Source organism: Streptomyces sp. NBC_00459, from assembly GCF_036013955.1.
Lineage (GTDB): Bacteria > Actinomycetota > Actinomycetes > Streptomycetales > Streptomycetaceae > Streptomyces.
Genome location: NZ_CP107903.1, coordinates 8,027,805 through 8,048,171 on the forward strand (window position 1 = coordinate 8,027,805; position 20,367 = coordinate 8,048,171).

17 protein-coding genes are annotated in these 20,367 nt (G+C 69.1%); 4 read left to right on the forward strand and 13 right to left on the reverse strand.

Features of this window, described 5'->3' with window-relative positions; translation table 11 throughout:
- Nucleotides 1-67: 67 nt before the first annotated feature.
- From pssA to OHN74_RS35415, 9 genes are all read right to left on the reverse strand, one after another.
- Entirely contained in the window at nucleotides 68-889 is an 822-nt protein-coding gene (pssA, locus tag OHN74_RS35375; protein ID WP_164319386.1) for a CDP-diacylglycerol--serine O-phosphatidyltransferase, read from the reverse strand.
- A 16-nt stretch (nucleotides 890-905) separates the two neighbouring features.
- Entirely contained in the window at nucleotides 906-1,562 is a 657-nt protein-coding gene (locus OHN74_RS35380; RefSeq protein WP_327698638.1) for a phosphatidylserine decarboxylase, read from the reverse strand.
- A 170-nt stretch (nucleotides 1,563-1,732) separates the two neighbouring features.
- Complete coding sequence (locus OHN74_RS35385) at nucleotides 1,733-2,938, reverse strand: acyl-CoA dehydrogenase family protein (RefSeq protein WP_327698639.1); 1,206 nt, start codon at nucleotides 2,936-2,938, stop codon at nucleotides 1,733-1,735.
- Nucleotides 2,939-2,940: 2 nt separating this feature from the next.
- Nucleotides 2,941-3,453 (reverse strand): MaoC family dehydratase, encoded by a 513-nt coding sequence (locus OHN74_RS35390; RefSeq protein WP_327698640.1) that lies wholly within the window; start codon nucleotides 3,451-3,453, stop codon nucleotides 2,941-2,943.
- Between the two features lie 92 nt (nucleotides 3,454-3,545).
- The gene (locus OHN74_RS35395) at nucleotides 3,546-4,511 is read right to left on the reverse strand and encodes an HpcH/HpaI aldolase/citrate lyase family protein (RefSeq protein ID WP_327698641.1); all 966 of its coding nucleotides are present in this window, start codon (nucleotides 4,509-4,511) and stop codon (nucleotides 3,546-3,548) included.
- Entirely contained in the window at nucleotides 4,508-6,544 is a 2,037-nt protein-coding gene (locus OHN74_RS35400; protein ID WP_327698642.1) for a protein meaA, read from the reverse strand. Before OHN74_RS35400 ends, OHN74_RS35395 begins: the two co-directional genes overlap by 4 nt.
- Nucleotides 6,545-6,559: 15 nt before the next feature.
- A complete protein-coding gene (ccrA, locus tag OHN74_RS35405; RefSeq protein ID WP_327698643.1) occupies nucleotides 6,560-7,903 on the reverse strand; it encodes a crotonyl-CoA carboxylase/reductase in 1,344 nt (447 codons plus the stop codon).
- A gap of 419 nt (nucleotides 7,904-8,322) precedes the next feature.
- Nucleotides 8,323-9,135 (reverse strand): TetR/AcrR family transcriptional regulator, encoded by an 813-nt coding sequence (locus tag OHN74_RS35410; RefSeq protein WP_327700386.1) that lies wholly within the window; start codon nucleotides 9,133-9,135, stop codon nucleotides 8,323-8,325.
- Between the two features lie 172 nt (nucleotides 9,136-9,307).
- A complete protein-coding gene (locus tag OHN74_RS35415) occupies nucleotides 9,308-11,113 on the reverse strand; it encodes a 3-hydroxyacyl-CoA dehydrogenase family protein (protein WP_327698644.1) in 1,806 nt (601 codons plus the stop codon).
- A 412-nt stretch (nucleotides 11,114-11,525) separates the two neighbouring features.
- On the opposite strand from OHN74_RS35415, the gene OHN74_RS35420 reads away from it, so the two are divergent.
- On the forward strand, nucleotides 11,526-12,107 hold the full coding sequence (locus OHN74_RS35420) for an adenylosuccinate lyase (protein ID WP_327698645.1): 582 nt from the start codon (nucleotides 11,526-11,528) through the stop codon (nucleotides 12,105-12,107).
- 4 nt (nucleotides 12,108-12,111) lie between these two features.
- Here the strand turns inward: OHN74_RS35420 and OHN74_RS35425 are convergent, their stop codons facing one another.
- Together OHN74_RS35425 and OHN74_RS35430 are read right to left on the reverse strand one after the other, a co-directional pair.
- Nucleotides 12,112-12,639 carry a GNAT family N-acetyltransferase gene (locus tag OHN74_RS35425; RefSeq protein ID WP_327698646.1) on the reverse strand — a complete coding sequence of 176 codons (528 nt, stop codon included), beginning with the start codon at nucleotides 12,637-12,639 and terminating at the stop codon, nucleotides 12,112-12,114.
- 88 nt (nucleotides 12,640-12,727) lie between these two features.
- Nucleotides 12,728-13,195 (reverse strand): NUDIX hydrolase, encoded by a 468-nt coding sequence (locus OHN74_RS35430; RefSeq protein WP_327698647.1) that lies wholly within the window; start codon nucleotides 13,193-13,195, stop codon nucleotides 12,728-12,730.
- A gap of 115 nt (nucleotides 13,196-13,310) precedes the next feature.
- Here OHN74_RS35430 and OHN74_RS35435 point away from each other — a divergent pair, with 115 nt between their 5' ends.
- Nucleotides 13,311-17,363 (forward strand): nSTAND1 domain-containing NTPase, encoded by a 4,053-nt coding sequence (locus OHN74_RS35435; RefSeq protein ID WP_327698648.1) that lies wholly within the window; start codon nucleotides 13,311-13,313, stop codon nucleotides 17,361-17,363.
- Nucleotides 17,364-17,367: 4 nt separating this feature from the next.
- Here OHN74_RS35435 and OHN74_RS35440 read toward each other — a convergent pair whose 3' ends face one another.
- Nucleotides 17,368-18,042: an HAD family hydrolase gene (locus tag OHN74_RS35440; RefSeq protein ID WP_327698649.1), complete on the reverse strand. Its 675-nt coding sequence runs from the start codon at nucleotides 18,040-18,042 to the stop codon at nucleotides 17,368-17,370.
- 29 nt (nucleotides 18,043-18,071) lie between these two features.
- Entirely contained in the window at nucleotides 18,072-19,100 is a 1,029-nt protein-coding gene (locus tag OHN74_RS35445) for an Rv2578c family radical SAM protein (protein ID WP_327698650.1), read from the reverse strand.
- A 475-nt stretch (nucleotides 19,101-19,575) separates the two neighbouring features.
- On the opposite strand from OHN74_RS35445, the gene OHN74_RS35450 reads away from it, so the two are divergent.
- On the forward strand, nucleotides 19,576-19,989 hold the full coding sequence (locus OHN74_RS35450; RefSeq protein WP_327698651.1) for a hypothetical protein: 414 nt from the start codon (nucleotides 19,576-19,578) through the stop codon (nucleotides 19,987-19,989).
- Complete coding sequence (locus OHN74_RS35455) at nucleotides 19,986-20,207, forward strand: hypothetical protein (protein WP_327698652.1); 222 nt, start codon at nucleotides 19,986-19,988, stop codon at nucleotides 20,205-20,207. The genes OHN74_RS35450 and OHN74_RS35455 overlap by 4 nt, the downstream gene beginning before the upstream one ends.
- Nucleotides 20,208-20,367: the final 160 nt, after the last annotated feature.

Below are 20,367 nucleotides of genomic sequence, written 5' to 3' on the forward strand. Positions count from 1 at the left end.
GCACCCAACGCGGAGGGCCCCGAACCGTCCGGTTCGGGGCCCTCCGTACGAACACATCACGCGACCGCTACGGAAGCTGTGCCGCCCGTGCCTCGCGGCGGGTGCCGCGGAAGTTGTTCACCCGGCGGGCCGTGGCGAAGAGCGGGATCACCGCGCCCAGGACGAGCTGCAGGGCGCAGCCGGTCTGGAGGAGCAGCTGGCCACCAGGGGCGTCGAAGGCCCAGGCCGCCAGGAGGCCCATCCCCGAGACGATCCAGGCGACCATCGCGATCGCGAGCGGACCCCGAGGCTTCGGGTACTCGACCCGGCTCACCATCAGCCAGGCGGTGCCGACGATGGCCATGAGCGTGGCCACGAAGGGCAGCTCCAGGAGCACGATCGAGACGACCGTCAGGGCGCCGAAGGGACTCGGCATGCCCTGGAAGGTGCCGTCCTTCACCGTCACGCACGAGAATCTCGCGAGCCTCAGCACCACGGCGAGCAGGACGACGATCGCCCCGACCGCGGCCACCTTCTGGTACGCGTCGTCCGCGACCATGCCGTACACCAGCACGAAGTACGCCGGCGCGAGGCCGAAGCTGATCAGGTCGGAGAGGTTGTCCAGCTCGGCGCCCATGGGGGAGGAGCGCAGCTTGCGGGCGACCAGACCGTCGAAGAGGTCGAAGACCGCCGCGCAGAGCATGAGGATCACCGCGGTCGCCGCCGAGTGACGGGCCATGCCCGACTCGTCACTGCCGGTGAGGTGCGGGATCAGGATGCCCGTGGTGGTGAAGTACACCGCCATGAAGCCACAGGTGGCGTTGCCGAGCGTGAGGGTGTCCGCTATTGAGAGGCGGAGAGAAAGGGGCATCTCCTCCTCGTCGTCACCCACCTCGTCGGCCTCCGGCACCCACTGGGTCTCGGGATCAATCACGGTCAATGCGAGTCACCCCTGCCACCGTCTTCTGGCCGACCTCGACCGCGACCTCGACACCCTCGGGGAGGTAGATGTCGACGCGCGAGCCGAAGCGGATCAGGCCGATCCGGTCGCCCTGCTCGACCTTCGTGCCCTGCGGGACGTACGGGACGATGCGGCGAGCGACCGCACCGGCGATCTGGATCATCTCGATGTCACCGAGCTCGGTGTCGAAGTGCCAGACAACTCTCTCGTTGTTCTCGCTCTCCTTGTTGAACGCCGGAACGAACCCGCCCGGGATGTGCTCGACGGACGTCACCGTGCCGGAAAGGGGCGCGCGGTTGACGTGTACGTTGAGCGGGCTCATGAAGATCGCGACGCGGGTGCGGCCGTCCTTCCAGGGCATGATGCTCTGGACCACGCCGTCGGCGGGGGAGATGACCCGGCCCTGGGTGATCTCGCGCTCGGGGTCGCGGAAGAACCACAGCATGCCCGCCGCCAGCGCGGTGACGGGTACGGCCACGGCCTTGGCGGCGCCGGACTTGCGCGCGCGTACCAGGCTGATGGCTGCGGTGGCGACGGTCGGGAGGAGCCACGGCGATGCTCCGCGCGCCAGGCGTACGCCTGCCAGGCTGTCGCGAGGTGCAGAGGTTTGGCTGTGGGGCATGGATGACCTTCGTAGCGGGATGATGCCGCGCTGTATCAGGGGACGGCGGCTTTCCGGCGATCGTAGCGGCTCACAGCCACAACTGGGTAAGCCAGGAAGCCGAGTCGGCGGCTGAAGAGTGCTGACGGGGTGTGACGTTGTTCTCGAACGAATCACCCCGAAGCGGACAATCAGCCCTGGAATCGATACTCTTCGAGCAGCCTGCGCCCGATGATCATTTTCTGGATCTCGGCGGTACCTTCGCCGATCAGCAGCATCGGAGCCTCGCGGTAGAGGCGCTCGATCTCGTACTCCTTGGAGAAGCCGTAGCCGCCGTGGATCCGGAAGGCGTCTTCGACGACCTCTTTGCAGTACTCGGAGGCGAGGTACTTCGCCATCCCTGCTTCGAGGTCGTTTCGCTCACCGGAGTCCTTTTTGCGTGCCGCATTCACCATCATCGCATGGGCGGCCTCGACCTTGGTAGCCATCTCGGCCAGCTTGAACTGGATCGCCTGGTGCTGGGCGATCGGTTTGCCGAAAGTGTGGCGTTGCTGGGCGTACTGGACACCCAGTTCGAACGCACGCTGAGCGACTCCACAGCCACGCGCCGCCACATTGACGCGTCCCACCTCGACGCCGTCCATCATTTGGTAAAAACCTCGGCCGGTGGCGCCCCCGAGAACGCGATTGGCCGGAATTCGCAGTCCGTCCATGATGAGTTCGGTGGTATCGACGCCCTTGTAGCCCATCTTGTCGATCTTCCCCGGGATGGTCAGCCCGGGCCGGACCTCACCGAAGCCCGGCTCCTTCTCGACCAGGAAGGTGGTCATCGACTTGTGGGGCGCGGTCCCCTCCGGGTGTCCTTCGTCACTTCGGACGAGCACGGCGACCAGGTTGGACGTTCCGCCGTTCGTCAGCCACATCTTCTGGCCGTTGAGGACGTACTCGTCGCCGTCCTTGACCGCCTTCGAGGTGATGGCCGACACGTCCGATCCGAGCCCCGGCTCCGACATCGAGAAGGCGCCGCGGACGTCGCCGGCCGCCATCCTCGGCAGGAAGTGGTCCTTCTGCTCCTGCGTGCCGTGCTGCTTGAGCATGTACGCCACGATGAAGTGCGTGTTGATGATCCCGGAGACCGACATCCAGCCGCGCGCGATCTCCTCGACGCAGAGCGCATACGTCAGGAGCGACTCGCCGAGCCCGCCGTACTCCTCGGGGATCATCAGGCCGAACAGGCCCAACTCCTTGAGGCCGTCGACGATCGCTTGCGGATACTCGTCGCGGTGCTCCAGCTCGGTCGCGACCGGGATGATCTCCTTGTCCACGAAGTCCCGCACCGTGGATAGGATTTCCTGCTGGATGTCGGTCAGACCGGCGGTCTGGGCGAGTCGCGCCATGGCTACTTCTCCTGCTCCTTGAGCTGGGGCCGGCCGGGCTGTTCGCCGCCGCGCTCCTTGATGTACGTCTCGGTCGGCACCATCACCTTGCGGCGGAACACGCAGACCAGCGTGCCGTCCTGCTTGTAGCCCCTGGTCTCCACGTGGACGATCCCGCGGTCGTTCTTCGACCGGGAGGGCGTCTTGTCGAGGACCGTCGTCTCGCCGTAGATCGTGTCGCCGTGGAAGGTCGGCGCCACGTGCTTCAGCGACTCGACCTCCAGGTTCGCGATCGCCTTGCCCGACACGTCCGGCACGGACATGCCCAGCAACAGGGAGTAGATGTAGTTCCCCACGACGACGTTCTTGCCGAAGTCGGTCGTGTTCTCCGCATAGTTGGCGTCCATGTGGAGCGGGTGGTGGTTCATCGTCAGGAGGCAGAACAGGTGGTCGTCGTACTCCGTGACGGTCTTCCCGGGCCAGTGCCGATAGACGTCACCGACTGTGAACTCTTCGTAGGTGCGGCCGAACTGCATGATCTTGCCCTCCGGGCTGGTATTCCCCCTTGGCCCCTTCGGGGCCTGGGGGATGAGGGTTTTTTTGTGCTTTCCGAACTGCCTGGCCCGAGTCAGTCGGAAGGCGCTTCGAACTTGGACGTGCGCTGCATGCCGGCCGCCCGGCCCTTGCCCGAGATGACCAGTGCCATCTTGCGGCTGGCCTCGTCGATCATCTCGTCGCCGAGCATCGCGGAGCCCTTCTTGCCGCCGGCCTCGGACGTGCAGTAGTCGTAGGCGTCCAGGATCAGCTCGGCGTGGTCGAAGTCCTCCTGGGAGGGGGAGAAGATCTCGTTGGACGCCTCCACCTGGCCCGGGTGCAGCACCCACTTGCCGTCGAAACCGAGGGCGGCGGCCCGCTGGGCGACCTCGCGGTAGCCGTCCACGTTGCGGATCTGCAGGTAGGGGCCGTCGATCGCCTGGAGGTTGTTGGCGCGGGCGGCCATCAGGATCTTCATCAGGATGTAGTGGTAGGCGTCCGCCGGGTAGCCGGGCGGCTGCTCACCCACGACGAGCGTCTTCATGTTGATCGACGCCATGAAGTCGGCGGGGCCGAAGATGATCGTCTCGACGCGTGGGGAGGCCGTGGCGATCTCGTTGACGTTGTTGAGGCCCTGGGCGTTCTCGATCTGCGCCTCGATGCCGATCTTGCCGACCTCGAAGCCCATCGTCTTCTCGATCTGGGTGAGGAGGAGGTCCAGCGCGACGACCTGCTGGGCGGTCTGCACCTTCGGCAGCATGATGCAGTCGAGATTCGGGCCCGCGCCCTCGACGACCGTCACGACATCGCGGTAAGTCCACTCCGTCGTCCAGTCGTTGACGCGCACGACCCTCGTCTTGCCCGTCCAGTCACCCTCGTTGAGGAACTTGACGATGGTGTGCCGTGCCTCGGGCTTGGCGAGCGGGGCGCACGCGTCCTCCAGGTCCAGGAAGACCTGGTCGGCCGGCAGACCCTGGGCCTTCTCCAGGAAGCGGGGGTTGCTTCCCGGGACCGCCAGACAGGAGCGGCGGGGACGCAGACGGTTGACGGGCGTGGTCATGCGGGGACCTCCAGAGGGTCGAGCTTGTTCGCTTTCCGGATCTCGTCGACGATGCGGCCGATGATTCCGGTGATGTCGAAGTCCTTCGGGGTGAAGACCGCGGCCACGCCCGCAGCCCTGAGCTGTTCGGCGTCACCATTCGGGATGATGCCACCGGCGATCACCGGGATGTCTGTGGCACCGGCCACACGCAGCCGTTCCAGGACATCGGGCACCAGCTGGGCGTGCGAGCCGGACAGGATCGACAGGCCGACCGCGTGCACGTCCTCGGCGACCGCGGCCTCCACGATCTCCTCCGGGGTGAGCCGGATGCCCTGGTAGACCACCTCGAACCCGGCGTCACGGGCCCGCACCGCGATCTGCTCGGCACCGTTGGAGTGCCCGTCCAGACCAGGCTTGCCGACCAGGAAACGGAGCTTGCCGACGCCCATATCCCGCGCCGTGATCTCCACCTTGCGGCGGACCAGCGCCAGCGCGGTGCCCTCCTCGGCCATCACGGCGACCGGCGCGGACGAGACTCCGGTCGGCGCCCGGAACTCCCCGAACACCTCGCGCAGGGCCCCGGCCCACTCGCCGGTCGTGACCCCGGCGCGGGCGCACTCCAGGGTGGCCTCCATGAGGTTGTCGGTGCCCTTCGCGGCCTCCTTCAGCCGCTCCAGCGCCTTGCAGGGGCGCGGGTGGTTGAAAGGCGGCTGGTAGCGCGTGTCGCGCCAGCCCCGCAGCGCCGACGTCACCTGGGCCTCGACGGCCGGGTCGACCGTCTGGATCGCCGCGTCCAGGTCGGCCGTGAGCGGGTTCGGCTCGGTCGACTCGAAGATGTTGACGCCCACGATCTTCTCTCGACCGGACTCGATACGGGCCCGCCGCTCGGCGTGCGAGGCGACGAGCTGCGACTTCAGATAGCCCGACTCGACGGCGGCCATCGCGCCGCCCATCTCCTCGATGCGGCCGATCTCGGCGAGCGAGTCGTCGACCAGCTCGGCCACCTTCGCCTCGACGACGTGCGACCCGGCGAAGATGTCCTCGTACTCCAGCAGATCGCTCTCGTAGGCGAGCACCTGCTGCATCCGCAGCGACCACTGCTGGTCCCAGGGCCGGGGGAGCCCCAGGGCCTCGTTCCACGCCGGGAGCTGGACGGCACGCGCGCGTGCGTCCTTCGACAGCGTCACCGCCAGCATCTCCAGCACGATCCGCTGGACGTTGTTCTCCGGCTGTGCCTCGGTCAGCCCGAGGGAGTTGACCTGCACGCCGTACCGGAAGCGCCGCTGCTTGGGGTTCTCGATGCCGTACCGCTCGCGCGTGACCTGGTCCCAGATCCTGCCGAACGCCCGCAGCTTGCACATCTCCTCGATGAACCGGACACCCGCGTTCACGAAGAAGGAGATACGGGCGACGACGTCACCGAACTTCTCGGCGGGCACCTGTCCCGAGTCCCGCACGGCGTCGAGGACCGCGATGGCCGTCGACATGGCGTACGCGATCTCCTGGACCGGGGTCGCCCCCGCCTCCTGGAGGTGGTAGCTGCAGATGTTGATCGGGTTCCACTTGGGGATGTGGTTGACCGTGTAGCAGATCATGTCCGTCGTCAGCCGGAGCGAGGGTCCCGGCGGGAACACGTGCGTGCCCCTCGACAGGTACTCCTTGACGATGTCGTTCTGTGTCGTCCCCTGGAGCGTGGTGATGTCGACACCCTGCTCCTCGGCGACGACCTGGTAGAGCGCCAGCAGCCACATGGCGGTGGCGTTGATCGTCATCGAGGTGTTCATCTGGTCCAGGGGGATGTCCTGGAACAGTCGGCGCATGTCACCGAGGTGCGAGACGGGGACGCCGACCCGGCCGACCTCGCCGCGGGCGAGGATGTGGTCGGGGTCGTACCCGGTCTGGGTCGGCAGGTCGAAGGCCACCGACAGACCTGTCTGGCCCTTGGCGAGGTTGCGCCGGTACAGCTCGTTGGACGCCTCGGCCGTGGAGTGACCGGCGTACGTGCGCATGAGCCACGGCCGGTCCCTTTCCTTCTGCTGACGCTCAGTCATCGATGACCTCCGGTCTCAGATGTTCCGGAAGCGGTTGATGGCGTCGATGTGCTGGGCGCGCTTCTCCTCGTCGCGCACACCGAGGCCCTCCTCGGGGGCGAGGCACAGGACGCCGACCTTGCCCTGGTGGAGGTTGCGGTGGACGTCGTAGGCGGCCTGCCCGGTCTCCTCCAGGGAGTACACCTTGGAGAGGGTCGGGTGGATCTTGCCCTTGGCGACCAGCCGGTTGGCCTCCCAGGCCTCGCGGTAGTTGGCGAAGTGGGAGCCGATGATGCGCTTGAGGGACATCCACAGATAGCGGTTGTCGTACTCGTGGTTGAAGCCCGAGGTGGAGGCGCAGGTGACGATCGTGCCGCCCTTGCGGGTGACGTAGACCGAGGCGCCGAAGGTCTCGCGGCCGGGGTGCTCGAAGACGATGTCGACGTCCTCGCCACCGGTCAGCTCACGGATGCGCTTGCCGAAGCGCTTCCACTCGCGCGGGTCCTGGTTGTGCTCGTCCGCCCAGAACTTGTAGCCCTCGGCGTTGCGGTCGATGATCGCCTCGGCGCCCATCTTCCGGCAGATGTCCGCCTTCTGCTCGCTGGAGACGACACAGATGGGGTTGGCGCCGCCGGCCAGCGCGAACTGCGTGGCGTACGAGCCGAGGCCGCCGCTCGCGCCCCAGATGAGGACGTTGTCGCCCTGCTTCATCCCGGCGCCGTTGCGCGACACCAGCTGGCGGTACGCGGTGGAGTTGACCAGCCCGGGTGCGGCGGCCTCCTCCCAGCTGAGGTGGTCGGGCTTGGGCATCAGCTGGTTGGACTTGACGAGGGCGATCTCCGCCAGTCCGCCGAAGTTCGTCTCGAAGCCCCAGATGCGCTGCTCGGGGTCGAGCATCGTGTCGTTGTGCCCGTCCGACGACTCCAGCTCCACCGACAGGCAGTGCGCGACGACCTCGTCGCCGGGCTTCCAGGAGTTGACGCCGGGACCGGTGCGCAGAACGACGCCCGCGAGGTCGGAACCGATGATGTGGTACGGCAGGTCGTGGCGCTTGGTGAGCTCGCTGAGCCTGCCGTAGCGCTCCAGGAAGCCGAACGTCGACAGCGGCTCGAAGATCGACGTCCAGACCGAGTTGTAGTTGACCGAGGAGGCCATGACGGCCACCAGTGCCTCGCCCGGGCCGAGCTCCGGCACCGGGACGTCGTCCAGGTGGATCGACTTACGGGGGTCCTTGTCGCGGGTTTCGAGGCCCGCGAACATGTCCGTCTCGTCCTTGTGCACGGTGATGGCACGGTAGGACTCGGGGAGCGGCAGAGCGGCGATGTCGGCCGGAGTCGAGTCCGGCGACTGGATCGCGTCCAGGATGTCCTTCACGGTCACGGTGTTGCCTCCGGCGAATGGCGTCTTGAGGGAAGACGCTGAGGGTTACGTCGATGCTGCTGAGGGTTGGGTGTGAGACGTGCCGTCGGTTCGGCGGGTGGTGCTTCGGCAGCGCGTGGTGGCGCGGGAGGTTGCCTGTGACGCAGGCGGCCGGGCGCGCAAACCCTTGGTTTGCGGGGACAGCCGACGTACGAATGGTCTCTGCACGCCGGCCGCCCGGACACCTTCAAGGTATGACACCCCGTGTCAGGTGACAAGGCACTGAGTGCCAGAAAATGGCCTCAGATGAAATCTTTACGTAACAAATGAGCGATGATCGATCAAAGGCTACTGAGGAGTAGATCCCGCGAGGCGCGGAGACACAGAACAGGCGGGCCGCGTATTCGCGACCCGCCTGTTCCCTGCAGCTCTATGAGCTGCTACGACCGTTCCTTCAGCGCCTGCTCGATGGTCCGCATCACCTCGTCGAGCGGAGCGTCGGTCCGCGCGACCGCCACCAGCACCTCTCCCTGCGAGGTCACCGAGGCCGGAAGGCTCCGGGGGGCGGTGTCACGTCCGGCCCCGATGCCCGTACCGAAGGTCTTCCGTACGATCCCGAAGGCGTGGTCGAGCTGTGACTCGACGTCGCCCTGGCCGCCTGCCCGCAGCCAGCGTCGCAGGACGTGGTTGTGAGCGGTGACCACGGCCGACGCGGCGACCTCGGCCAGCAGCGGATCGTCGTTCGCGTCGTCGTCGTGGGCGTGCTCGTCGAAGTGGCCCAGGAGATAGCGGGTGAAGAGGCGTTCGTAGCGGGCGACCGACGCGATCTCCGCCTCCCGCAGGGTGGGGACCTCGCGCGTCAGCTTGTAGCGGGCGACCGAGATCTCCGGCCGGGCCGCGTACATCTTCATGACTTCCTTGATGCCGCGGCACACGGTGTCGAGCGGATGCTCGTGCGCCGGCGCCGCGTTGAGCACCGCCTCCGCCCGGATCAACGTGTCGTCGTGGTCCGGGAAGATCGCCTCCTCCTTGGACCGGAAGTGCCGGAAGAAGGTGCGGCGGGCCACACCGGCCCGGGCCGCGATCTCGTCGACGGTGGTGCCTTCGTAGCCCTTGGTGGAGAACAGCTCCATCGCCGCCGCCGCCAGTTCTCGGCGCATCTTGAGCCGCTGGGCGGCCGCACGGCCGCCCGCGGCACTCTCCGGCGCGTCGGGCGTGGCTGGGGTACGGGAGGACTTGGCGGGCTGGGACATGACCCGAACGTACTGCATGTGCGCAGGGTGGCGCGCACGTCCGGGATCACCCCCGCCCAGGGCGGGCGGGGGCGGCGAGGCCGGGTCGAGGAGCCCGCCCCAGTCCTCGTCGTGTCCGAGGGTGCGCCCGAACCCCTGTCCGAAGTCGGGCCCGGACCAGTCGCCGGCCCCGTCAGCGGCGGGCATATTCGCGGAAGCCGCGGCCCGTCTTGCGGCCGAGGCAGCCCGCGGCCACCAGGTGCTCCAGGAGCGGTGCGGGGGCCAGGCCGGGGTCACGGAACTCGCGGTGCAGGACCTTCTCGATGGCCAGGGAGACGTCCAGCCCGACCACGTCCAGCAGTTCGAACGGGCCCATCGGGTAGCCGCCGCCCAGCTTCATCGCCGCGTCAATGTCGTCAAGAGATGCATAGTGCTCCTGCACCATCTTGATCGCGTTGTTGAGATACGGGAAAAGCAATGCGTTGACGATGAATCCGGCCCGGTCGCCGCAGTCGACGGCATGCTTCTTGATCCGGACGCAGACCTCACGGACCGTCGAGTGGACGTCGTCGGCCGTCAGCACCGTACGGACGACCTCGACCAGCTTCATCGCCGGCGCCGGGTTGAAGAAGTGCATGCCGATCACGTCCTCGGGACGAGAGGTGGCGCGGGCGCACGCGACGACGGGCAGCGAGGAGGTGGTGGTGGCCAGCACCGCGCCCGGCTTGCAGACCTTGTCCAGCGTCGCGAACAGCTGCTGCTTGACCTCCAGGTCCTCGGCGACGGCCTCGACGGCCAGATCGACGTCCGAGAAGGCGTCGTACGAACCCGCCGCGGTGATCCGGTCGAGGGTCTGGGCGGCGGCCTCGGCGGTCAGGCGGCCCTTGTCGACGGAGCGGGCCAGCGACTTGCCGATCCTGGCCTTGGCGGTCTGGGCCTTCTCCTCGCTGCGGGCGGCGAGTACCACCTCGTAACCGGCCTTCGCGAAGACCTCGGCGATACCGGAGGCCATCGTGCCGGAGCCGGCGACACCCACGGAGCGGACGGTGCGGCCGGGTGTCCCGGGACCGCCGACGAGCGGGGTCAGGGCGTCCGCGACGACCGTCGCGCTGCCGGGCGCCTCGTAGGAGTAGAAGCCGCGGCCCGCCTTCCTGCCGGTCAGGCCCGCCTCGCTGAGCTGCTTGAGGACGGGCGCCGGGGCGTGCAGCCGGTCGTGGGACTCGGAGTACATGGCCTCCAGGACCGTACGGGCGGTGTCGATGCCGATCAGGTCGAGCAGGGCGAGCGGGCCCATGGGCAGACCGCAGCCGAGCCGCATCGCCGCGTCGATGTCCTCACGGGAGGCGTACTTCGCCTCGTACATCGCGGCGGCCTGGTTGAGATAGCCGAACAGCAGCCCGTCGGCGACGAATCCGGGGCGGTCACCGACCGCGACGGGCTCCTTGCCCAGCTCGATCGCCAGATCGGTGACCGCGGCGACGGCCTGCGGCGCGGTCAGCACCGACGAGACCACCTCGACGAGCTTCATCGCCGGGGCCGGGTTGAAGAAGTGCAGACCCAGCACGCGCTCGGGACGCGCCGAGTCGGCGGCGAGGCGGGTGACGGAGAGGGCGTTGGTGCCGGTGGCGAGGATCGTCTCGGGACGCACGATGTCGTCGAGGGCGCGGAAGATCTGGTGCTTGACCTCGTACGACTCCGGCGCCACCTCGATGACCAGGTCGGCGTCGGCGGCCTCGCGCAGGTCGGTGGAGGTGCGGAAGCGGGCGAGGACGTCCTCGCGCTCCTGTTCGGTGAGGCGGCCGCGCACCACGGCACGGGCGGTCGAGGACTCCAGTGCGGCGACGGCCTTCGCGGCCGTGGCCTCGCTGATGTCGATGCCGACGACCTCGCGGCCGGCGCGGGTGAGGACCTCGGCGATGCCGGTGCCCATCGTGCCGAGGCCGACCACGGCGACGGTCCTGAGCGGGGACGGAGAGGTGTCGGACAGGGGAGCGGCCATCGCGGGACTCCAGGAATGAGGGTGACGACTGGGAGCGCGCCCGGGTGCGCCGGAGGGAGCCCTGCGAACAGGGAAGCCCTGTGAACGGCACACCGGGTGCGAGAGAAGGAGTGCGGAATGCGGAACGCTGAGTGCGGGTGATGCCGGGCTGCGAAGCGCACACGCCCGGTGCCGTGGTCGCGGGCGTGCACACGCCCGGAGAACGGTGAGGTCCGACCGGCCCTGTCCCAAGCCGTGTCGCACTCACGACGGCTGCGTCACCAGGCCGTCGTCAGCAAGCATTGCAAGCGAGTGGGTAACTCGCTCGTCTGAGCTTAACCGGTGGGTAACGAGCGCGCCAGCCCCCGGTTTTGTGATGTACGTCCCCGGGTCCTGCCCACGCGATCCCGCTCCCGCACCTAATCTCGGCATCATGGACGAAGAGTTGCGATCACTCACGGAGCGCTTACGGGCCGAGGCCGGAGCAGACACCTCGAAGGAGTACGAACACCTGGTGGCGACCGGAGATCCCGATGAGCTGGCCGATGTCCTCACCGCTCCCGGACAGCCGCTGTGGGCCAGGGAGTTGGCCGCCTTCCGGCTCGGGCTCAAGGGGGACCGGCGAGCCTTCGAGGCCCTCGTCCTCCTCCTCAACCACCGTGACGCACGACGCGGCGCCTCCGCCGCGTACGCCCTGGTCCGTCTCGGCGATCCGCGCACGGCCCGTGCGGCAGCCGCGCTCGCGACCAACGAACTGCGCGTCGCCTACGCCCTGCACCCGGTCCGGCTGCTGGCCGAGCTGCGCGCCCCCGAGTCCGTGCCCGCGCTGATCACCACGCTGGCCCGCCGCCTGAAACCGCACGACCCTCACAGGCGGGTGGCACTCGCCTGTGTCGAGGCGCTGGGCACGCTGGGGGACCGGCGGGCGGCGCCGGTCCTGAACGAGGCCCTCGCACACCCGGCCCTCGCCGAGGCGGCGGTGCACGCGCTGGCACGCATCCCCAGCCAGAGATGAGGCGTCAGCCGAGCAGTTCCCGCACGTACCGCACCTCCGGTACGGCGACCCCGTCCACGTCGGAGGGCTCCTCGGCGCCGTCGGCGGTGAACCCCGCCCGCTCGTAGAACCGCCGGGCGCGGTCGTTGCCCTTGAGGACCCACAGGTACATGCGCCGGTGCCTGGCGTCGGCGCACCGGCGTGTCGCCTCGCCCAGCAGCGCCTGCCCGGCTCCGCCGCCGAACTGCCCGACGTCCACGTAGATCGCGTACAACTCGGCGTCGTCGGTGCGGAATTCGCCCTCCCGGTACGGCCCGTGACAGGCCCAGCCGATGACCTCGCCGGCCCGCTCCGCGACCAGGTCGACGATCTCCGACCCGGCCCGCACGAAGAACGTCCGCCGACGCTCGGCGTCCTCCGCCACGCTGAGGGCGTCGAGGTACGGCTGCGGCATCAGGCCCTTGTAGGCGTGCTGCCAGCCCCGGACACGTATCTCGGACACACGGTCGCAGTCGTCGAGGGTCATCTCGCGCACGATGATCGGGTCGTTCATGGGGGCACCCTAGGCGCGTGCGAGCAGGCACGCTTCCGAATAACCGGCCGGCGGACCCGACGCGACCGGGACACCTGGCACGGCTCCGCTAGCCCAGATACGGACGGGAGGGATTCCCGAGCGCATGGCTGATCCGCAGGCGCATCGAAGGATGCACACGGAGCGTGTCGATCTCCCGAGCCTCGACGAAACGTACGGTGCGCGACTCGTCGCTGGTCCGCAGCCGTCCGCCCGCGACAGTGCCACGGAAGACCAGCGAACACTCCTGGCTCACCGTTCCGTCGTCGTACGACGTGACGTGCCGTGGGTCGGAGTACAGGCCGATGAGCCCTGAGACGGCGATGTCCAGTCCCGTCTCCTCCCGCACCTCCCGCACCACGGCCTCCGAGAACGACTCCCCGACGTCGACCATGCCTCCCGGCAGCGCCCAGTAACCGTCGTCGGACCGCTCGATGAGCAGCAGCCGTCCCCGTTCGTCCGCCACCGCCCCGTTGACCACGGGCCACAGCCGGTTGGCCGCCGGGGCGTCGGGATCCTGGAAGTGGTCCTGTTTCACCGCGAGCTCCTGTACATGCTTGACCGCCGACCGCGCAGGCAAAGCCCGGAAGCAGCATGTCGAAGGGCCGTCCGGGGCATGATGCGCCAGTCCGAGTGTGCCTTGGGGGAGGGTCATGGGCAGGGTTTTCATCAGTTACCACGCCGCCGACGGCGGGACGACAGCCCACCGGCTCGTCGACGTCCTGCGGTCGGCCGGCTACACGGACTGCTACGCCTACGCCCTGCGCGGACACGGCCCCGCCGTCTCCTACGCCTGGCGTGACGAACTGCGCCGCAACCTGCTCGCCGCGGAGGCGCTCCTCGTGGTCACCACGGAGGGATCGGCGGCCGAGTGGTGCGTCTGGGAGATCTCCCTGTTCAGGGAGCGCAGGCCCGAGGCTCTCGTCGTGGAGTTCTTCAGCGGGGTCCCGCAGGGGCGCGGCATCCTCGACACCCGGCAGGCACTGCGGGTCGATCCCGGTGATCCCCGGTCCATGGCGGACGCGGAGCGCACGGCGCTGCTCCTGCTCGACGAGGCGGGAGTCTCGCGCGGGCCCGCCCTGGCCTCCCCCTTCCCCGGTCTGACCGCATTCCAGGAAGAGCACGCGTCGGTCTACTTCGGAAGGGACCAGGACATCGACGCGGTCGCACGGCCGCTGCTGAGCCGGCGCCCGAACGGCGCGCTGGCGGTGATCGGCCCGTCCGGGGCGGGCAAGTCGTCGCTGGTGCGCGCGGGGCTGGTGCCGTTGCTGAGGAAACGTCCGCCCACCACCGGCGGGGGCAACCCGTACTGGATCGTCCTGGGGCCCGTGACACCCGCCCGAGGAGGCCTGACGGCGTTGGCGGGCACGGTCGCCGAAGTGCGCCGGGACCTGGGGCTCCACACGGACACGACGGCGCAGGTACTCCGTCGGCTGGGTGAACGACCCGAGGGACTCGCGGAGTTGCTCGGCGACATCGCCGGGAGCGTGCGGGACGCGCGGATCCTCGTGATCGTGGACCAGGCCGAGGAACTGCTGCTGTCCACCACCGAGGCGGAGGCCGAAGCCGAGGCATCGCTGTTCGTCCGCGCTCTCGCCGAAGCCGTACGTCTGCACGCCTGGCTGGTGTACACCGTGCGCGCCGACTTCCTGGACGCGCTGATGCGGTTCGAGGCGTTCGCGCCCCTGTTGCGGGACCACCATCTGGTGAAGCCGCTGAGCCGCACGGAACTGCCCGTGGTCATCAACGCGCCGCTGGACACCCTGGGGTGGCGCCTGGACGACCACGCGCTGGGCCTCATGCACGAGGACGCGGCCGGAGAGACCCTGCCGCTCCTCGCCTTCGCGCTGCAAAAGCTCTGGGAGCGGGTCAACCCGGACGGGAAGCGGCCGCCCAGGGCCATCACGAGGAGCGAGTACGAGGCCTCCGGACGCGTGCAGGAGGTGCTCAAGGCCCAGGCCGAGGAGGCGTTCCTGCTGGCCCGGGACAGCCTCGTCGACGGCGACCGGCAACCGGTGCCGGAGGCCGAGCGGGCCGTCCTCAAGGCGCTGAGGCGTCTGGTGTCGGTGGACGAGTCGGGCAAGTACACCCGCAGGCCGGTCGCCCTGCGGGACCTTCCGGAACGCGAACTGCGGCTGCTGCGGCCCTTCGTGGAGTGCCGGGTGCTCACGACCGTCCGTCATCCCTACGAGCGTCCGCGATCCGTCGAGCCGTCGGGCTCCGGCCCCGAGTGGGAGCGCCTCACCGAGGACGCCTTCGAAGTCGCCCACGAGAGTCTCTTCGTCCACTGGCCCCGCCTGCGCGAGAGCCTGGCACGGGATCACGACGCGCTGCGCGCACGGCGGGAGATCGAGGACATCGCAGCCGACTGGGCCCGCTTCGGACACCCGCCGGACCAGCTGATTCCGGCCTCGCGGCTGCTGCGGCTGCTGTCCGTGCTGTCGCGGCACACCGAAGGCGCCGCAGGAGAGGGCGAGTTCGTCGAGGCATGGCCCGAACTGCGCGGGACGTTACGGGACCTGTACCTGTCGGGAGCCGCGCTGAGTCTGGTGGAGCAGTCGCTGCAGCGGATGGCGGACGACGAGACGAGACGGGCCGAGGCACTGGTCGGGAGCGATCCGCTGGGAGCTCTGCACCTGCTCGCGGGCGACGGCTCGGCCCAGGCAGACGTGCTGGTCCGGCTGCTGCTGCACGCACCCGACCTCGGTGAATGGCGCCGCACGCTGCGCCGCGCGATGGCCGCCCACCCCCAGCTGCGTTCGTTCCACGACCAGGAGGCGGGCCTGTGGGGGGTGGCCTGGTCCCCCGACGACAGCATGGTCGTCACGGCTTCCAAGGACGGCGGCGTACGCGTGCGGAACGCCGTCTCCGGCGAGATGGTCGCGGAGTTCCATCACGCCAGGGACGCCCTGGGGGGCGGGCCGGGATGGGTGCGCTCGGTGGACTGGTCCGCCGACGGGGAGCTGATCGCGTCGGTCTCCACGGACCAGACCCTGCGGCTGTGGTCCTGGCGGACGAAGGACGAGATGCGGATCGTGCCGCTGGACGACCGGCCGTGGTCGGTCCGGTTCTCCTCGTCGGGCCGGCAGGTGTTCGTGGCCGGTCACGACGGCAGGGTCCGGGTGTGGGACGTGGCGGGCGTCGGACGAGAGCCCGTCAGGACCTGCCTCAGCACCGACAAGGAGGGCAACACGGTCCGGCTGTGGGACGCGGACATGTCCGCGGACGGCCGGTACGTGGCGGCGGCACGGGAGGACGGGCTGATCGACCTGCACGGTCCGGACGGCGACCTCGTGCAGCTGCGGCAGTTCTCCGACGCGGAGGAGGCGAGACCGGTGCGGTGCGTGCGCTTCGATCCCGCCACCACCGCGGACAGAGTCCGGCTGGTCGCCGGTGACCAGAGCAACCAGGCGCTGACGCACGAGTGGATCGACGGGCGAGGGGGCCGGCCGCTGCGGTTCGACGGCCATGAGGACCAGGTCAGACGGGTGGCCTGGTCGCCAACCGGCGGACGCCTCGCGACCGCCGCCGCCGATGCCACCGTCAGGGTGTGGAATGCGGCCGGAGCGGAGGAACTCCTCGCGCTGCGTGGACACGGCCAGGGCGTGTGCGATGTGGCGTGGTCCCACGAGGGGGACCGGCTGGCCAGTGCCGCGGACGACGGCTCCGTGCGGATCTGGAAGGTCGGCCCGGAGCCCGTGTCCGAGTGGGAGTTCGAGCTGTCCTGTGTCGCCTGGTCACCGCAAGCGCGCAGGCTGCTGCTGGTCGATAGTGACTCCCCGGACGGAGCCTGGGCCGAGTACGTGCCCGGGGGTGCGCCGCCGACTGTGAGCATGGCGAAGGCGGAAGGGATCGGCATCGTCGAGTCCCTGGCCTGGTCGCCCGACGGAACGTGCTGTGCCGTGGTGGACCACAACGGCACCGCGTCCCTCTGGGAGGGGTTCGAGGAGCTCCGGCAAGAACCCGGTGCACGCGTCCGCCTGCGCAGGACCACTGTGCTGACCGACGCCCACGACGCGGTGACGGACGCGCAGTGGTCAGTGGACGGGGCGTGGCTGGCCGTCGTCTCCCGTGACCGGACGTGGCTGCCGCGTGTCTACGACCGGACCGGCGGCCTCCGCGCGGAACCGGCGGGATGGACCCGCCACGCGAGCTTTCTGAGCGCGGTCGCCTGGCACCCGGCGCGCACGGAATTCGCCGTGGCCGGGCAGGACAACCTGGTCACCGTCAACTCACTGGACACCACCTTGGCCGAGTACCGCGGCGACAGGGTCTTCATGAGCCTCGCCTGGCACCCGGACGGAACCGCCCTCGCCGTCGGCTGCACGGACGGCACCGTCCTCGTGCTCGACCACGAGGCCGGCCGGCTGTCGCCCCGGCCGCCTCTGCGGGGACACCGGCAGTCGGTGGTCTCCCTCGCGTGGTCGCCCGACGGGAGCCTCCTGCTCACGGGCTCCCACGACGGCACGGCACACGTCTGGAGCGGTATGACGGGAGGACTCATGACGGTGCTGCGCCGGGCCGGCGGGCGGACACGTCAGGTGCTGTGGCTGGACCGTCGTCTCGCCGCCACGCTGTCGGAGGACCGCCGCTTGTGCTTCTGGGACGTGTCCGACGGGGTGAGCCGGCCTCGGTGCGGAGCGCCGGGAGGCGAGCACAACGACGTGGCGAGCCTCGTCAGGGAGGCACGGATGCGCGCCCGGTGACGCATCACAGCGCGTACCGGGCCAGTGCGTCCGCGAGCACCGGCTCCCTCACCCCCACGGGCCCGGTGGCGACCTCGGCGAAGGCCATCCCCACCTCCGGTGCCGCCCCGTCGCACACCGGATCGTCGCCCACCATCAGGCACTGCCGGGGCGCGACCCCCAGCCGCCGGGCAACGGTCCGGAAGAGCCCCGCGTCGGGCTTGGCGCACCCCTCCTCGTACGACAGCACATAGTGCGCGACGTACCGGTCCATGCCGTGCCGGACGAACACCTCGCGGATGTCCCAGGAGATGTTGCTCAGCACTCCGACGGCCACTCCGGTACGCCTGAGCCGTTCCAGGGCGGGCAGCGTGTCCTCGTACGGATGCCAGTGGCGGGGTGTGTTCAACCGGCCGTAGACCGAGGGGAATTCGGTTTCGTCCAGCCCGGCGATCCGGAAGAGCTCGCGGTAGGCGCGGTGATTGGCCTCGGCGGACACGTCCCGGTCGGTCCAGTCGCGGCGTTGGCCGGCGGTCATGCGGTCGACGAACTCCGCCGGGTGGCGCAGTGCGCGCACCACCCGGGCGCGGTCGTCCTCGTCGAGGGCGGACTCCCCGTCGAACAGCCAGCTGTGTCCCGGGAGTCGTCCGAACAACGTCCCCGAGAAGTCGAACACCACCGCGCGAAGGGTTTCGCTCATGCCTCCGTCCTGCCCCGCTCGCCGCCCTGCTAGAGCAGCGTGAGCTGGGTCGGAACCGAGGCCGGCGGCTCCTGGGCGGTCGTTTCCGGGACGGTCGGAGTCCTGCGCGGCATCCCCGCGCGCGTGGGACCCATCCCGTACTCCTGGGCCAGGTCGTGGACCTGGCGGGTGATCCGGCGCTGGTACCACTTGGGGGCGTAGGCGCCCTCCGCGTACAACCGCTCGTACCGGCGCACCAGATGCGGATGGTGATGCCCGAGCCAGGCCATGTACCACTCGCGGGCACCGGGACGCAGATGCAGCACGAGCGGGGTCACGGAGGTCGCCCCGGAGGCGGCGATCGCCCGTACGGTGTCCCGCAGTTGAGCCGGGTGGTCGCTCAGGAACGGGAGCACCGGGGCCATCAGCACCCCGCAGCCGATGCCGTGCTCGCCGAGTGTCCGTACGACGTCCAGGCGCCGTTCCGGGGCGGGGGTGCCCGGCTCGACCGTGCGCCACAGGTCGGGGTCGGTGAAGCCGACGGAGACCGAGATACCGACGTCCGTGACCTGGGAGGCCTGCACCAGGAGGTCGAGGTCGCGCAGGATCAGCGTGCCTTTCGTCAGGATCGAGAAGGGGTTCGCGTGGTCGCGCAGGGCGGTGAGGATGCCCGGCATCAGCCGGTAGCGTCCCTCCGCGCGCTGGTAGCAGTCGACGTTGGTGCCCATCGCGATGTGCTCGCCGAGCCAGCGGCGTGATCCGAGCTGACGGCGCAGCAGCTCCGGGGCGTTCACCTTGACGACGATCTGGGAGTCGAAGCCGAGACCGGTGTCGAGGTCCAGATAGCTGTGCGTCCTGCGGGCGAAACAGTAGACACACGCGTGTGTGCAGCCCCGATAGGGATTCACCGTCCACTCGAACGGCATGCGTGAGGCCCCGGGGACCCGGTTGATGATCGAACGGGCCCGGATCTCGTGGAAGGTGATCCCGCGGAACTCGGGGGAGTCGGAGTTGTCATCAGACACACATGAGAAGGCTTGCTGCCCTAGCGGTCCGTCCTTCTGGCTATCCCAGCGCATGCGCGCTCCCGTTGCTGTCGCTGCTCGTATCTCAGAATAGAACACCCGTTCCCATTCGGGGGTCAAGGTACTCCATGCAGCGAAGAGCCCCCTTCGCGGGATGCGACGGGGACTCTCTTGCGTCTACGGAGCCGCGCTCCAGGGGCCGGCTGGAGGCCGCTCGGGGGGCTTGGTGCCTGGTCGGTGGCAGTACCACGCGACGAACTGTCGGAGGACTTCCGAGCGGTCGGTGTCGTCGGGGACGGCGTCCCCAAATGCCTGCCACAGTTCCGCATCGATGCGGAAGCGGCTAATGGGTGTCTTCGGCTGGTTGGGCATCTGGGGACAGTAGCAGAGGTGTAGCCACACCAAGAGGGTTGCGGTGTGGCTACACCTCTGCCTAAGGTGTAGCCACACCCCGACGCAAGCAAGACAAAGGGCCCGCGAGATCTTGGCGGATGCACGGGCCCTCTGTTCCATCACTGGAGGTCTCAGTATGACTCAGCGCCCCGTTCTCGTAGTCGGCAACACCTCGACCCGCGTCGCCCTGGAAGACCTCACGGCGTTCGCATTCGACGTCGCTGACCATCTCGGCCTCCCCGCTCAGGTCGCCGACGGCCGGGACTACGCCGTGACCGACTTCGAGGCAGTGGTCTTGTGTGACACATGGATGGACAGTGTCAGCAGCGTCGTGCTCGGCGTCGAGGCGCGACAGGCCGACTTGTGCGTCCTCACCGCCGACGAGGTGTACGACTACCCGCGCTCCGCCTCCTGCTTCCACTGCTTCACGGCCGACAGCGAGGCGGCCCCGTACCTCGTCGGCGACGTGTGGTCGCCCGCCGTATGTTCCCCCTGCGTCGCTGAGGCGGAGCGCGTGGCCGCTACGCGCCCTGTGGCTGTGACGGTATGAGCACCGAAGTGCAAGACCTCCGCACCCTCCTGGAGGCCGTCTGTGAGGCGTTGGACGTCACCGGAGGCGACGTCGACAGGCGACGTATCGACGACCGTGCACTGTGGGCGCTCATCACGGTCCGAGCGGCGCTCAGAGAGGCGCCGGAAGACTTGGCGTGGAACGTCGGCTACCTCCGCCGGAAGTTGGCGGAGGAGGCGGAGCGTCACGCGAGTTAGTAACCGACTGTGACGGATGGCGGGCCAACGGGGCAACCCGGCGGCTCGCCTCGTCGTGTTGGCGGCCTCGTCTCGCACCGGTTTGGCTCTCGTCGACGTCCTCCCGCGCCTCGTCAGCCCTGAAAATGAGACGCACGTCACCGTCACACGCTTCGAGCGT